This is a genomic window from Robertmurraya kyonggiensis, assembly GCF_005116465.1.
Classification (GTDB): domain Bacteria; phylum Bacillota; class Bacilli; order Bacillales; family Cytobacillaceae; genus Robertmurraya; species Robertmurraya kyonggiensis.
Genome location: NZ_SWBM01000001.1, coordinates 748,371 through 763,625, shown reverse-complemented (window position 1 = coordinate 763,625; position 15,255 = coordinate 748,371). Strand labels below are relative to the sequence as shown.

16 protein-coding genes are annotated in these 15,255 nt (G+C 37.8%); all 16 read right to left on the bottom strand.

What is annotated here, in order from left to right:
* Window positions 1-257 precede the first annotated feature (257 nt).
* The 16 genes from FA727_RS03820 to FA727_RS03745 all read right to left on the bottom strand — a co-directional run bounded on the left by FA727_RS03820 (window position 258) and on the right by FA727_RS03745 (window position 15,222).
* Entirely contained in the window at window positions 258-1,961 is a 1,704-nt protein-coding gene (locus FA727_RS03820; protein WP_136829390.1) for a proline--tRNA ligase, read from the bottom strand.
* 79 nt (window positions 1,962-2,040) lie between these two features.
* Window positions 2,041-3,303 carry an RIP metalloprotease RseP gene (gene rseP, locus FA727_RS03815; protein ID WP_136829389.1) on the bottom strand — a complete coding sequence of 421 codons (1,263 nt, stop codon included), beginning with the start codon at window positions 3,301-3,303 and terminating at the stop codon, window positions 2,041-2,043.
* Between the two features lie 14 nt (window positions 3,304-3,317).
* Window positions 3,318-4,463 (bottom strand): 1-deoxy-D-xylulose-5-phosphate reductoisomerase, encoded by a 1,146-nt coding sequence (locus tag FA727_RS03810; RefSeq protein WP_136829388.1) that lies wholly within the window; start codon window positions 4,461-4,463, stop codon window positions 3,318-3,320.
* Window positions 4,464-4,672: 209 nt separating this feature from the next.
* Window positions 4,673-5,452 carry a phosphatidate cytidylyltransferase gene (locus FA727_RS03805; RefSeq protein ID WP_136829387.1) on the bottom strand — a complete coding sequence of 260 codons (780 nt, stop codon included), beginning with the start codon at window positions 5,450-5,452 and terminating at the stop codon, window positions 4,673-4,675.
* A gap of 22 nt (window positions 5,453-5,474) precedes the next feature.
* Window positions 5,475-6,251, bottom strand: coding sequence for an undecaprenyl pyrophosphate synthase (gene uppS / locus FA727_RS03800; RefSeq protein ID WP_136829386.1), 777 nt, complete (start codon window positions 6,249-6,251; stop codon window positions 5,475-5,477).
* A 350-nt stretch (window positions 6,252-6,601) separates the two neighbouring features.
* Complete coding sequence (frr, locus tag FA727_RS03795; protein ID WP_136829385.1) at window positions 6,602-7,159, bottom strand: ribosome recycling factor; 558 nt, start codon at window positions 7,157-7,159, stop codon at window positions 6,602-6,604.
* Window positions 7,159-7,884 (bottom strand): UMP kinase, encoded by a 726-nt coding sequence (gene pyrH / locus FA727_RS03790; RefSeq protein WP_126406008.1) that lies wholly within the window; start codon window positions 7,882-7,884, stop codon window positions 7,159-7,161. The genes frr and pyrH overlap by 1 nt, the downstream gene beginning before the upstream one ends.
* A gap of 178 nt (window positions 7,885-8,062) precedes the next feature.
* A complete protein-coding gene (tsf, locus tag FA727_RS03785; protein WP_136829384.1) occupies window positions 8,063-8,944 on the bottom strand; it encodes a translation elongation factor Ts in 882 nt (293 codons plus the stop codon).
* Between the two features lie 270 nt (window positions 8,945-9,214).
* Complete coding sequence (gene rpsB, locus FA727_RS03780; RefSeq protein ID WP_136829383.1) at window positions 9,215-9,916, bottom strand: 30S ribosomal protein S2; 702 nt, start codon at window positions 9,914-9,916, stop codon at window positions 9,215-9,217.
* A 150-nt stretch (window positions 9,917-10,066) separates the two neighbouring features.
* Window positions 10,067-10,642 (bottom strand): hypothetical protein, encoded by a 576-nt coding sequence (locus FA727_RS03775; RefSeq protein WP_136829382.1) that lies wholly within the window; start codon window positions 10,640-10,642, stop codon window positions 10,067-10,069.
* Window positions 10,643-10,651: 9 nt separating this feature from the next.
* Entirely contained in the window at window positions 10,652-10,954 is a 303-nt protein-coding gene (locus FA727_RS03770; RefSeq protein WP_136829381.1) for a hypothetical protein, read from the bottom strand.
* Between the two features lie 77 nt (window positions 10,955-11,031).
* Window positions 11,032-12,387: a flagellar assembly protein A gene (locus tag FA727_RS03765; RefSeq protein WP_136829380.1), complete on the bottom strand. Its 1,356-nt coding sequence runs from the start codon at window positions 12,385-12,387 to the stop codon at window positions 11,032-11,034.
* 49 nt (window positions 12,388-12,436) lie between these two features.
* Complete coding sequence (locus FA727_RS03760; protein WP_136829379.1) at window positions 12,437-13,201, bottom strand: FliA/WhiG family RNA polymerase sigma factor; 765 nt, start codon at window positions 13,199-13,201, stop codon at window positions 12,437-12,439.
* A gap of 414 nt (window positions 13,202-13,615) precedes the next feature.
* Complete coding sequence (locus FA727_RS03755; RefSeq protein WP_136829378.1) at window positions 13,616-14,113, bottom strand: chemotaxis protein CheD; 498 nt, start codon at window positions 14,111-14,113, stop codon at window positions 13,616-13,618.
* Complete coding sequence (locus FA727_RS03750) at window positions 14,106-14,747, bottom strand: chemotaxis protein CheC (RefSeq protein WP_136829377.1); 642 nt, start codon at window positions 14,745-14,747, stop codon at window positions 14,106-14,108. The genes FA727_RS03755 and FA727_RS03750 overlap by 8 nt, the downstream gene beginning before the upstream one ends.
* A gap of 4 nt (window positions 14,748-14,751) precedes the next feature.
* Window positions 14,752-15,222, bottom strand: coding sequence for a chemotaxis protein CheW (locus tag FA727_RS03745; protein WP_136831008.1), 471 nt, complete (start codon window positions 15,220-15,222; stop codon window positions 14,752-14,754).
* Window positions 15,223-15,255: the final 33 nt, after the last annotated feature.

Here is a 15,255-nt window from a genome sequence, read left to right as displayed (position 1 = left end):
GATCTGCTACTCCCGCAGGAGTCTCATGCCTTCCGCTCCAATCAACTTTAAGTGCAATCAGATTAAGAATGCACACATACAATAAAATCTTAACTATAAACACTTTAGTTAGATATTTCTAAATGTCTATTACTTAAATTTCTATAAAATATCTCTAACAAAAACATACAGAATAATATCGACAAACTCTTATTTCTCTCTTGTGGAGAAACAACTTCCAACAAAAAGGGGCCTCAGTTTTGAGAGACCCTTTAACTTTATAGATTTGAAAGTAGTTGTTTTACTGTATCTAGTAGTTGGTCTTTGTGGATTTCGAGCATTTCTCCGGTTTTTCTTACTTTTAATTCTACTATACCTTCTACAGCTTTTTTTCCTACTGTAATACGAATTGGTAAACCGATTAGGTCTGAATCTGCGAACTTTACACCTGGTCTTTCTGCGCGATCATCGAACAGGACTTCAAAACGTTCTTGCTTAAAGAAGGAATATAATTCATTAGCTAGTTTTGCTTGTTCTTCATCCTTCATGTTAATGGCAATTAAATGCAACTCAAATGGTGCAATATTCGCTGGCCATACTAGACCTTTTTCATCATTAAATTGCTCAGCAACTGCCGCCATCGTTCTTGAAACACCAATGCCATAGCAACCCATGATCATCGGCTGAGCCTTACCATTTTCATCAAGGTAGGTTGCCCCCATAGCTTCACTGTAACGTGTACCTAATTTGAAGACATGGCCAACCTCTATTCCTTTTGCAAAGAGAATTTTTCCTTGTCCATCTGGAGAAGGATCTCCTTCTTGAATAAAACGAAGGTCCGCAAAACGACTTACTTTGATATCCCTTTGTGGATTCACATTTACATAATGATAGTTTTCTTCATTTGCTCCGCATACGCCATTCGCAATATATTGGACAGCAAAATCTGCAACAATTTCTACCTGTTCTACATTAATAGGTCCTAGTGAACCGATTGGACAGCCAAGTACCTCTGTGGTAACTTCAGGATCTGCAAGTTCCACGCTTCCCGCTTCAAAAAGATTCTTTAACTTAATATCGTTTACTTCATGGTCACCACGAGTAAGTACTAAAACATATTTTTCATCTACCTTGAAAAGTAATGATTTAATACATTTCGTTGAATCTACTTTCAGGAAAGAAGAAACTTCTTCAATCGTTCTTTGATTTTCAGTTAACACTTTTTCAAGTGTTTTTTCTTCCTCTTCAGCCTTCTCATAGTTAACGACAACTGGCGCCATTTCAATATTTGCTGCGTAATTAGACGTATCCGAATAGGCAATCGTATCCTCGCCTACATCTGATAAAACCATGAATTCATGAGTATCCTTCCCACCCATAGCTCCCGAGTCTGCAATTACGGCACGGAAATCTAAATTACAGCGCATGAACACATTGGTGTATGCTTGGAAAAGTAATTCATAAATCTCATCTAAGCTACTTTGTGAAGCATGAAAAGAATAAGCATCCTTCATAATAAACTCTCTTCCACGTAGTAATCCAAAACGTGGACGTTTTTCATCACGAAATTTCGTTTGGATTTGATAAAGAGTCAAAGGCAATTTTTTATACGATTTCACTTCATCTCGTACAAGACTAGTGATAACCTCTTCGTGTGTTGCCCCAAGAGAGAATTCACGACCATGACGGTCTTTTAACCGCATTAATTCTGGACCATATGTATACCAACGACCTGACTCTTGCCAAAGCTCTGCTGCCTGAAGTGCAGGCATTAAAAGTTCAACAGCACCTGTGTCATCCATTTCTTCACGAACAATTTGCTCAATATTATGTAGGACCCTTTTTCCAAGTGGTAGATAGCTGTATACACCACTTGCGTTTTGTCTTATAAAACCTGCTCTAAACAACAGTTGATGACTTTTTATTTCTGCATCTGATGGTACTTCACGAAGAGTTGGTATAAGCGTCATACTCTGTTTCATCTCAAAAAGCCTCTCCTCTAAATACATATATTTGTTTATATTAAATTGGCTACCTCTATAGAAGAGATAGCCAATAAACTTATAAGAAAAACCGTTGTATGTCATTCCAAGTAACAACAAGCATTAGGAGCATGAGTAGGGCGAAGCCGATGAAATGGACCATTCCTTCTTTTTGGCGGTCAACCGGCTTTCCTCTCAAACCTTCGACCGCGAAAAACATGAGTCTTCCTCCGTCTAAGGCTGGGATTGGTAGTAGGTTCATTATTCCTAAGTTGATGCTAAGTACTCCTGCCCATTTCATCAGGTTCATGATACCTGATTTGGCAACTGTATCGGTTGACTGATAGATTCCTACAGGACCTGAAAGTGCATCAATGGAAAACTGACCAGTTACGAGTTTCCCTACCATTGAGAAAATTTCTTTTGTCCATTTATAGACTTCCTCTGCACCGTAAACTACAGCTTTTAGCGGAGATTTTTCCATAGGACTGTATACTCCAATAATTCCGATCGTTTCTCCATCTTCCACTTCCTGCCTCTTCGGTGTTACAGGAATCGTCATTTCTTGTCCATTGCGCTCAAGATGAAATTCTAATTCTTTCTCCGGATTCTTTTGAATAACTTCGACAACATCGTTCCAGCTAGTTATTTCTGCTCCATCGATAGAATAAATAATATCCCCTTCTTGAAGCCCTGCTTCTCGAGCGCTTCCATCAGGTGTCAATTTACCCAACATTGGATCGGTCGTTGGAATTCCTTGAATCAAAGCAATAATAACAAAAACGACAAATGCTAGAATAAAGTTCATCATCGGTCCTGCAAATATCGCCATCGTTCTTTGACCGAGTGTTTTAGATGCAAATTGTCGATCGTATGGTGCAATTAAGCTATCTTTGCCATTCTCCACAAATACTGCAGTACGACTAATCTTGAAAGTTTGAAGAATTTCATCTTCACCCTCTACATATCCTTTGATAATTAAATCATGTTCAATATCTGCATACTCTACTTCAATAATACGTAGATCAGGATACTTTTCTTTGTTATTCAGAATGATTTTGCTTACTTCTTCATTACTATCAAACATCAAGCCGACCCGGTAACCTGGTTTAATTTCAACCATTTCCGGGTCTTCACCAGCCATACGAACATATCCCCCAATTGGAAGGAGACGAATCGTATAGACCGTATCATTTTTCGTAAAGGAAAAGAGCTTCGGTCCCATCCCGATCGCAAATTCACGACAAAGGATACCTGCTCGTTTTGCGAAAATTAAATGTCCTAATTCATGAAAAAAAACTAACGCTCCAAAAATAATAATAAAGGCTATTACTGTACTCAAAATATAACCACCTTTTATTGTAGAAGTGAGTTCACGTATGCTCTTGTCTCTAAATCAACCTCCTGAATAAGAGAAAGATTCGGATTCATAACTGGTTTATGAGAGCTTAATGATTTTTCAATGAAATCCTCTATTTGAAGGAAAGTAATCTTTCCATCTAAAAAGGCTTGCACCGCAGTTTCATTGGCTGCGTTCAAAACAGTTGGAAGTGTTCCTCCAATTTTTCCAGCTTCAAAAGCGAAATGGAGACAACGGAATCTTTCTATGTCCATCTTTGAAAAATGGAGCTGACCAATTTCGGCTAGATTAAGGCGATTAGCAGTCTTTAATGGCAACCTGTCTGGATATGTTAAGGCATATTGGATTGGGACTCTCATATCCGGTGTTCCTAATTGTGCAATCACACTACTATCGTGGAATTCAACCATGGAATGAATAATGCTTTCTTTGTGAAGTAGGACATCTATTTTTTCATATGGAATATCAAATAGCCAATGTGCTTCAATTACTTCTAAGCCTTTGTTCATCATTGACGCTGAATCAATTGTAATCTTTGCACCCATAGACCAATTTGGATGGTTTAAGGCCTGTTCTACAGTTACATTCTGCAATTCTTCTCTACTCTTGTCTCTAAAACTTCCACCTGAAGCTGTAATAATGAGTTTTTCTATGTTCTTTTCCTTTTCTCCCTGTAACGCTTGAAAAATTGCTGAATGTTCACTATCCACAGGAAGTAGTGGAACACCGTATTTTTTTGCTTCGTTCATGACCAAATGACCTGCAGTAACTAATGTTTCCTTATTGGCAATACAGATTGTTTTTCCATTCCGAATTGCTTCAAGTGTTGGATATAATCCTACACTACCGATAACTGCATTAAGCAAGATGGAAGCTTTCGGATATGTAGCAATTTCGACTAGACCTTCTGCACCGTAAGTAAACTTGATGTTAGGAAACTCATTTCTTAAACTATCAGCATCTTCCTTATTCACTACAGATACAATTTCAGGTTTATTTTCTACAATGATTTTTCTCGCAAGTGTAATATTACGTCCCACCGACATTGCCACTAGATGAAACTCGTTAGGATGTTCTTGGATAATATCTAACGTTTGTGTCCCGATGGAACCTGTTGCTCCTAATAAACTAATATATTTCACCAAATTCACTCCTGATAAGAAAAGCGCAAGGCGCCAGCCTATCGGCGACAAGCATAAGACGAGCCGTCGAGAAGGTTGTTCTTTAACCTTCTCGACGGATTGGCTTATGACCCAGGAAAAAGTGTATTATTTTTTTCACTCGAGCCGAGGGCGCCTGAAGCTGGACAATTCTCAAAGTTGAAATTTTAAAATGAAAGTAAGCCACTATTCTATAATAAATAAAAGAAGTTTAAAAGCGGCCATACAAATAAGAGACTGTCAAAACGGTCTAATATCCCACCGTGTCCTGGAAGTATGGTACCAGAATCTTTGACATTATAATGTCTTTTCAATGCAGATTCGACTAAATCGCCAAGCTGCCCAAATATTGATAAAACAATTGTTAAAATACCAAATTCAAGGAAAGTCGTAGGGATATCAGTAAAAATAACAAAAAGAATTGAGACAATAACGGCCCAGATGATACCGCCGAAGAAACCTTCAACTGTTTTGTTAGGACTAATTTCTGGCCATAGCTTTCTCTTTCCAAAAGCACGTCCCATAAAGTAAGCCCCAGAATCCGTTGCCCAAATCATGAACAATGAATAGATAATGTATTCAATTCCTGCTTCTCTCGTTTCAATAAAATAGAAGAAGCCTAAGCCCACATATACAATCGCGATTATAGAAAAGCCAACATCATCAAAGGTAAACTTATTTTTTGTGATCACTGTATAGCTTAGAAATAGTAAGACCGCTATAGCAGCAACCTCAATCTTTGTTAACGTAATATCTGGCCAAACCCCTTCCGGTAACAAGATTATCCATAATACAATTAATGAAATAATGCCCGGAAAGGAAAAAATCTTTAGATTTCTCATTTTTAACAATTCATACAATGCAACAGATGCCAATAAATAGGCTAGTAAAACAATTGGCAGTCCACCTAATATAACAATTGGTAGAAAAACGGCTGCTGCGATAACTGCTGTAATAATTCTTTGTTTCATTATTATATATTCAACACCTTCGTTATACTCCACCAAATCGTCTTTGGCGATTTTGATATACTTCTATTGCCTCCAATAGATGATCCTCATTGAAATCAGGCCAAAGCACATCCGTGAACCAAAACTCTGTGTATGCCAATTGCCAAAGCATAAAATTACTTAAGCGAATTTCTCCACTCGTTCTGATTAAGAGATCAGGGTCTGGAGTATTCTTTGTCATTAAATAAGTTGAAAAAGAATCCTCATTCAACATTTCTTCACTTATTATACCACGTTTGTAATCATCTAAGACACGTTTGACCCCATCGACAATCTCTGCTCTACTTCCATAGTTGAGGGCAAAATTTAATACTAATCCATCATTTCCTTTTGTTGCGTTCATTGCTCTTTCAATCGCCTTTAGAGTGTGGGATGGCAAGCTCTCTTTATAGCCCATCATCTCAACTCTAACATTCTCCTCGACCAACTCTGGCAAAAACGTCCCTAGAAATTCTTCAGGGAGCTTCATCAAGTAGTCAACCTCAGTTTTCGGACGCTTCCAGTTTTCTGTGGAAAAAGCATAAAGAGTGAGTCTCTTAATTCCAAGCTGATTAGCAAGCTTGGTCATTTTTCGCACCACTTTCATCCCTTCATGGTGACCAGCAATTCGAGGCAACGCCCGTTTCTTCGCCCATCTACCATTTCCGTCCATAATGATCGCTACGTGAGCTGGGATAGTCTGTTCTTTTATAACTTCTATCTTATCTCGGAGAACGGAAGAATTTTTCGTGTTCTTCCAAGGCTTCATTTTATCTAACATTATTTCTGCTCCTCCAAAGGATGATTTTTCTCTGCTCCTGGTATAGTCGGCACAATCTACATCTATTATTTTATGAGAAAAACAGATCCTTAAAGTCAATATATTCCACTATTTTACCTTTTCTGCATCTATCATACCAAAAATTATGGTTCTTTTCTCAAACTTTGTTGCTATTAGATCTAAAAATAAGGATTTATTGAGAAGAAAGCATGCAAATTAGGATAGAATAGATTTTTCTCTAAAAAAAAAAGATGTCTCTAATAAAATATGTACATGCCAACCCATTTAAGACACAGAAGCAAATAATAAAAGAAAAACCCCCTAAAGATTAGAGGGCCTGAGGAAGAACCTTATACTTCTAAAATTTCTTTTTCTTTATCTTTAGTAAGATTATCTACTTTTGCAATATATTCATCCGTAACCTTTTGAATATCATCTACATATCCACGAAGTGAATCTTCAGTGATTTCTCCGCTTTTCTCAAGTTTCTTAAGATCCTCGTTTCCATCACGACGAATATTACGGATTGCAACTTTTGCTTCTTCCGCTTCCTTCTTAACAACTTTCACAAGATCCTTACGGCGTTCTTCTGTTAATTGAGGAATCATTAAGCGAATCACGCTTCCATCATTCGTTGGTGTTAAACCAAGATCAGATTTCAAAATCGCTTTTTCGATTTCTCCTAATACAGATTTGTCATAAGGTTGAATCACTAGTAAACGAGCTTCTGGAACAGATACACCTGCTAATTGGTTCACAGGAGTTGGTGCTCCATAGTAGTCCACAGTAATTCTATCTAAAAGAGAAGCATTTGCACGTCCAGCACGGATACTTGCTAGCTCACGAGTATAAGCAGAAATCGCTTTTGTCATTCTGTCTTTCACATTGGCAATGACTTGTTTTGGCATTAATTTTTCCCCCTTACAATAGTTCCAATTGTTTCACCTAGAACAGCTCTTTTAATGTTTCCATTCTCCATGATTGAAAAAACAATGAGTGGGATATCATTATCCATACATAAAGACGATGCTGTTGAGTCCATAACGGCTAATCCTTCTTTTAACACATCTAAATAAGAAAGTTCATCGTATTTCTTCGCATTAGCATCAATTCTTGGGTCAGCAGAATACACTCCATCCACATTGTTCTTCGCCATGAGGATAACATCTGCTTCAATTTCTGCAGCACGTAACGCTGCAGTTGTATCTGTAGAGAAGTATGGATTTCCTGTTCCAGCAGCAAAAATGACAACTCTCTTTTTCTCAAGATGACGAATCGCTCTTCTACGGATGTATGGTTCAGCGACCTGTCTCATTTCGATAGATGTTTGAACGCGAGTTTCTACACCTTCTTGTTCAAGGCTATCCTGAAGAGCTAATGAGTTCATAACCGTTGCAAGCATGCCCATATAATCAGCATTTGCTCGATCCATTCCCATTTCTTCGCCAATCTTTCCACGCCAGATATTGCCACCACCAACCACAACGGCTACTTCAACACCTAATTCTGCTATATCTTTTACTTGATTTGCCACTGATTTAATTACGGTTGGATTAATTCCAAAACCTTTTTCTCCGGCTAAAGCTTCACCACTTAGCTTTAAGACAACTCGTTTGTATTTTGGACTGCTCATTGGAACCTCCATATGTATATTTCAATTTCCTTGAAGTCTATTGTATCCACGAAGTCGAACGCGACCTCCAAGGACAAAATTGTTTCTTTTTACTTTTGAAAAGAGGGAACACAATGTGTCCCCTACTTTTTAGATAAGAACGCTGTCTCAAGTTAGAGACAACTTATCTGACTGTCAATTATTTTTTAACTTGGCTCATAACTTCTTCAGCGAAGTTATCTTCACGCTTTTCAATACCTTCTCCTACTTCATAACGTACGAAGCTACGGATTTTTCCGCCTTTTGATTCAACAAATTGACGAACTTTTTGATCTGGGTTCTTAACGAATGTTTGGTCGTTAACACACACATCTTCAAAGTATTTTCCAAGGCGTCCTTCAACCATCTTCGCAACAATGTTTTCAGGCTTTCCTTCGTTTAATGCTTGTTGAGTAAGAACTTGACGCTCACGCTCTACTTCTTCAGCAGATACTTCGTCACGAGAAACAAACTTAGGGTTTAATGCAGCGATGTGCATAGAAACATCCTTAGCAGCATCTTCGTCAGTAGTACCTTCAAGAACACTTAATACACCAATGCGTCCACCCATGTGTAGGTAAGCACCGAATGCATCGTTATCAGTTTTAGTTTCAATTACAAAACGACGTAAAGTTAACTTTTCACCGATTTTAGCGATTGCAGCGTTAATATGAGCTTCAACAGTAGCACCGTTATCCATTGTTTGAGCAACAGCTTCTTCTACAGTTGCAGGCTTCTTAGCAAGTAAATGATCTGCTAATTCTTGTACAAGTGTTTGGAAACCTTCGTTTTTCGCAACAAAGTCAGTTTCAGAGTTAACTTCTAAGATTACAGCTTCGTTTCCGTTTACTTTTACAGTAGTAAGACCTTCTGCAGCAATACGGTCACCTTTTTTCGCAGCTGAAGCAATCCCTTTTTCACGTAAGAAGTCGATTGCTTTTTCCATATCACCATTTGTTTCTGTTAACGCCTTTTTACAGTCCATCATACCTGCGCCAGTTTTTTCACGCAGTTCTTTTACCATTTGAGCAGTAATTGCCATTTTAGTTAATCCTCCTTAGGTATATGTATCGTTATTTTTTGCAAGACTAGCGAAAGCTAATCTATGATTTGTAAATAATTCTCAAAAAAAGGTGATAAAGAAGGGTAAAGCCCTCTTATCACCTTCATTCAAGCAAATCTATAAGTTGTCTAGCTCCAGCGTCTAGCCCCTCGAGGTCACCAGTCAATCCGTCAAGAAGGTTAAAGAACAACCTCCATGTCGGCTCGCCTTGTGCTTGTCGGGTCTGACCAAGACGCTTCAGCTTTTTAATTATGCAGGTGTTACTTCTTCACCTTGCTTAGCTTCTAAAATAGCATCTGCCATTTTAGCTGTTAAAAGCTTAACTGCACGGATAGCATCATCGTTTGCAGGGATAACAACATCGATCTCATCTGGATCACAGTTAGTATCAACGATACCTACGATAGGGATGTTTAATTTGTGAGCTTCTGCAACAGCGATACGCTCTTTACGAGGATCAATGATGAATAAAGCATCTGGAAGTTGCTTCATATCTTTAATACCGCCTAAGAACTTCTCAAGACGCTCTTGCTCTTTTCTTAATTGAACTACTTCTTTCTTTGGAAGTACTTCAAAAGTACCGTCTTCAGACATTCTTTCGATATCTTTTAAACGTGCAATACGCTTTTGGATTGTTTCAAAGTTTGTTAATGTTCCACCTAACCAACGTTGGTTAACAAAGTACATTCCAGAACGTTCTGCTTCTTCTTTAACAGAATCCTGAGCTTGTTTCTTTGTACCTACGAAAAGAACTGTACCGCCATTAGCAGCTAATTCTTTTACCCAGTTATAAGCTTCTTCAACCTTTTTAACTGTTTTTTGTAGGTCGATGATGTAGATGCCGTTACGCTCTGTGAAGATATATTTCTTCATTTTTGGGTTCCAACGGCGAGTTTGGTGTCCGAAATGTACACCAGCTTCAAGCAATTGCTTCATAGAAATTACTGACATGTGTTTTTTCCTCCTAAATGGTTTTGTTTGCCTCCGCTCATATCATCTTTAGTCAAAAACTGTCTTACAGACAGCACCAATTGCCTAAATCCATGAACGTGTGTATTAACACCATTTGTTAATATAGCATATGTATGAATTCGAATCAAGTCATTCTTGATCATTTTGTCGTAATTTGAATAATAACTCTATTTCGGTTTTTCCTTTATTAAGTCTTCTTGCGATATCCTCGATTGATAACCCTTGCTTTTTTAGTAAAAGAGCCTGGTAATAGAACGATTGCGAATAGAGATCCGTAGAATTATTATCATTTTCTTGATTAACTGGCTCTTGTGGAGCAGGAGGTGTTTTATGTTCTAGTTCTTCTTCTTGATTAATTGTTTCATTGGAAGACGGTGTTTTTTTGTACGCTTGAACTGCTTGATAAACGTTGCCTTTTCTTGGTGATGTTCGTTCTAGTTTCACATCTTCCTTTTTCAGTGCTTCTCGAATAGGTTCATTAGATGTTGTTGGCTTGGCAGTCATCTCTCTAACCTTATTTATGAATCTTTCATTTTCTTCAGTCATTTCCATTAAATAAGAGGAAATAACCTCTTCCATTTCCTTAATGAGTTTTTCTTGCTTTTTTTCTACTTCTAGGAGTCTATTTTGTCGCAAATATAGAATTGCGATACAAAATAGGGCAACGACATTAAGAACGATACTAAATATTATTAAAATTGTCATACGATCCCTCTATCCACTGAAATCCACATGCGTACCTTTATAAGGGTGTTTTTCTTTTTTCTGATGGTGTTTCTCTTTCTTTTCACCATGTTCACCCGAGTGTTGATCCTGATTTCTTTCTTTTTGAAACCTAGCAATATCCTTTTGCTCCTGCTTCAAAACCGTCTGTTCTTTCTTTATATCTTCCTTTTTCACATTATCAGTGGCAAAGTCAGTTTGTAATTGACCTCGTTGTTGCATCTGCTCTTGTAATTTCTGCGCATCTAGTGTTCTTGGAAGTGCAACCTGCATTTCAATCGCTTTGAGGCTCATCTTCAACCACGTCCTTTTTTACATAATACTCAGTTAAGGTTCGCGAAAACTACTTCTCATTGATATATAGCAGGTCATCAAATTGGTTCGAAGACTATTTCACTATTTCTTATATAAAATCTAACATACGAGTGCGTTGTTTGAACTAATCTTGAATATTTTCCGAAATTCAAACTCGTGTTAGGATGAACTTTATCGTATACGAAAATACTGAAATTGCTTCGATCACTTTTCTCCAACTCTATTTCTTCTAACTGCCAGTGAATATTTCTCAACTGCTTCTCAAGCTGAGTTTTTGTTGCTCTTTGCTTAAGCAGAAGTTCTTTTTCTTGTTCGGTTACTTGTCCTTTTTGTTTAAGAGTAGCCAAAATCTTATTTTCAATCAGTTCAAGTTTTTTGACATTTTCAGAAATCTGTTCTGATTCCTCTTTGAGGCTTAATTCCTTTTTGTCAATTGATGGGTCATAACCAACTGCAAGACCAGTCTTTGTATAGAGATCGTTTCCAAGTTCCTTCACATAAATATCTTTTCCAGCGAGCAAAGTACCGCCGATAATATGACCGTTTTTGCAATAAATGGCTCCTTTGGCCTCAATACTACTATGCAAAGATGAAGTATGAATTATAACATCCTGTCCAGCTCTTATAGCTGCCTGGTTTAAAAAATTGGCCTGAATACTTCCACCTGCAACCACATTTCCACGATTCCCTCCAGCAATCCCACCAGAAATAAGAATATTTCCTCTTGCTACTAGCTGTGCCCCTTCTACGAGACCGTAGACCTTAATATCTCCACCTGCCACCACTTCATAGCCTGTTGGGACATTACCGCGGATAACGACATTTCCCACGAAATTGACATTACCTGTTTTTAAGTCTAGGTCTCCCCTCACTTCAAAAACAGGGTTAACCGTTATGGATTTGTGGGTAATACTTACTTGCCCATCAATTGTTGATATAAATTGACTTCCATTTTGAATCACATTTTTCCCCGGTTTAACCTTTAATGGTTTCCCGTCTCGGGCAGGAATTACCTTTCCAGTCACAGCAGTCCCATTAACACCAAATGTCTCTGTGACCGCTGAAGCCAGAACTTCACCCGTTTTTACTGACGGAATATCAAGAACCTCTCGGAAATTCACCTTTTCTTTCTGCTTTGTTTCTTCTTTCTTAAATTCAACAGTCAAATATGCATCTTCACCATGCTGGGGAGGAGTCCCTTCAGCAATTAAAAGTGGGTATTCGATATTCGTTGGATCAATTGCAATCTCTTGAAGTTTTGTTTGAATGATACCAAAAACAACTTGATGCTCCTTCAAAAAATTTTCTAGCTCACCTATTGAGATGGTTAAATCTTCATCGTGATGCTCGTGTAATTCAATATGAGCTTCCAATTGATTCTTCGAAATCTTTACTCGAAACGGAGTATCCATTTTGCCAACCCTCTTTCTAGTTATATCTATTTAGTTGTTAATCTGGATGCTAAACCATTTTGCTTAGTGATTGTCTCAATTTAAAAATTGCTTTTGAATGAATTTGTGAAATTCTTGAAGTAGACAAATCCATGACTTGTCCAATTTCGGTTAATGTTAATTCCTCTTGGTAAAACAAGCTAAGAACTAATTGCTCATTCTCATTAAGATGGGCAATCATTTCTGCCATTTCTTTGATGAGTTCGTCTTTAACGACTTTCTCTTCAGGAATCTCCGCCTTTGTATCCTTAATTGCGAAGGTTTGTCCATCTTTCTCTTCTTGCTCACTCGGATTCTCGTCAATCGATAATACACTGGCAAAGAAATGTTCGTTCATTGTCGTCACGACTTCTTCTTCAGTGAGATTTAATTCGCTCGCAATGTCCTTTGCCGTGACATTTCTCATCAGCTTTTGCTCGAGTTTCCCGATGGCAGCCTCTATTTTTTTCGCTTTATCTCTTGTGCTTCTCGATAACCAATCTTCTTTTCTTAAACCATCTATAATGGCTCCCCGTATTCTAAAGGAAGCATAAGTATCAAATTTTAAATCTCTCGAAGGGTCAAACTTTTCGAGAGCATCATACAGTCCAATTAATCCTAGACTATGGATATCATCTCTAGATACGTTTCGCGGAAGGCCAACAGACACCCTTTGAACATGATAGCTGACAAGGGGCATGTATTTTTTCACTAACAGATTTCCCGCTTCTTCATCTCTTGCAGAAATCCATTTTTCCCATATAATTTGTTCCTCAGCTGTCAACACAATTCCCATCGTAACCTCCTAGGACCATCGACAAGTTGGATGGTAAAATTCAATCTTAGGACATAATGAACTCTATTCTATTATATCAAATTAATGGTGAGCATATTAGATGTCTTCAAATTTGTTCACGACCAATATGAAATATTTTTGGCAATAATTGTTTTACAGAAAGGCTCTTTTCGCAAAAATTGTTGCATTTAGATAAATTGATTTAAATGATTAACAATATATCTTTTTAAGGACAGTAAATGCCAGCGAAAAGAGCCGTGCAAAAAAATGTGTCGCACTAAACCACTTGAAGGTGGCAGCGCCTTGTAGGTGGTGTAAATGTCGGCTTTAGGACATTTACGAAAAAAACAACAATCAATGAGAAAACAGCGTACAGAAAAAATCAGCCCTTTTTAAAAAGGACTGATTCCACCACTATAAATCTCTGACCCCTTTATTAACGGTACGAATATTAAGCAAGCATGTTTTTGGATCAAACTCGATCGTTCTTCCGCTACTGCCTCCAACATCCTCTGCAACTAAGCTAATTTTCAACATAGCAAGCTCTCTCTTAACTGCTTCGACATTTCGAGGACCAATCCGCATCATGTCGTTGCTACTCGTAAATTGAAACATTTGAGCACCGCCAGCAATTTTTGCTTTCATGGAATAGCTCCGTGCGCCTAAATCAATCATTCGGCTAACAAGCTCCTTCACAGCAGTATCAGCATATTTCGCTATGTTCAATATTCCACTTTTTGCTAGTGAGGAATCAGGTAACATTACATGAGCTAATCCTGCTAATTCCTTCGCCTGATCGTAAACGACCACTCCAACACAGGAACCAAGTCCAGAAGTTCGAATGAGATTAGGTGTCGTCACAATGTTCATATCAGCAATCCCGACTTTCACGATTTGAACAGTATCATTCATCTTCAGCTACTCCTAAAGCTTTAAAAATCGTCTCGAAGGAGTCTGGATCGGGCAAAAGAAAAAAATGCCCTTTTACACTTTCCGAAGAATGGGTGTCATCATCGTCTAAAGCAGTGTCAATTACAATTGCATAATCACTTACTTGAGATAGTTCAATTAAGCCAAAGCTAATAATTGCACCAACCATATCTATACTTAACGCCGGGACTGAAGGGTATAAATCCAAATTTGTAAAATCGGATAACGATGACAAATACGAACCAGATAAAATATTCCCTAATTCCTGCAAAGCAGACATTGCTAATTCATTATATGGTGGGTTTTCAAATGAAAAATGGACATCATCAATCATTTGTTTAATAAAGGTATTTGCCTGCTCTATAGAAAGAACAAAAAACATACTACCAGGTGCGTCTCCCTCAATCCTTAAAAAGACGCTTGCCACGATATTTTCAGGACCACCAGCCATGTCCATCATCTCATCAAAAGAGACCACTCTCACCTTTGGTACTCTCATGTCGATTTTTTTATTCAATAATGTGGAAAGAGAGGTGGCGGCATGGCCGGCACCGATATTTCCCACCTCTTTTAGCACATCTAGATGGACAGTAGAAAATTTATCGAGGAAACTCATCTATTTATCCTTCATTTCCGTAATTAGTTTTTAGATCATCACGTTGTAGAATTTTTTCAAGATCTAATAGAATAAGCAATCGCTTATCAAGCTTCGCAACACCATTGATGTATTCAGCTGCATCAACACCTACTACTTCAGGCTGTGGTTCAATCGCATCTGCTTTAATATCAATGACATCATTTGCAGTATCAACAATTAAGCCTACTTCCATATCATCAAATGACACAATGATGATTCTAGTGCTATCTGTGTATGCCACTTCCTCTATATCAAAACGAAGACGTAAATCAAGAATTGGCGTAACGACTCCTCTTAAGTTTAAGACACCTTTAATATAAGGATTTACACCAGGAACTCTCGTAATATGTTCAATCTTTTCGATGGAGTGTACTTTGTTAACAGGGATTGCATATTCTTTTTCTTTTAGTTGAAAAACAATGTATTTTAAGTCATCTGTTAAAGTCTCGGTCATTACAGTCACCTTCCTCTTCTCCTTTAAGATTCC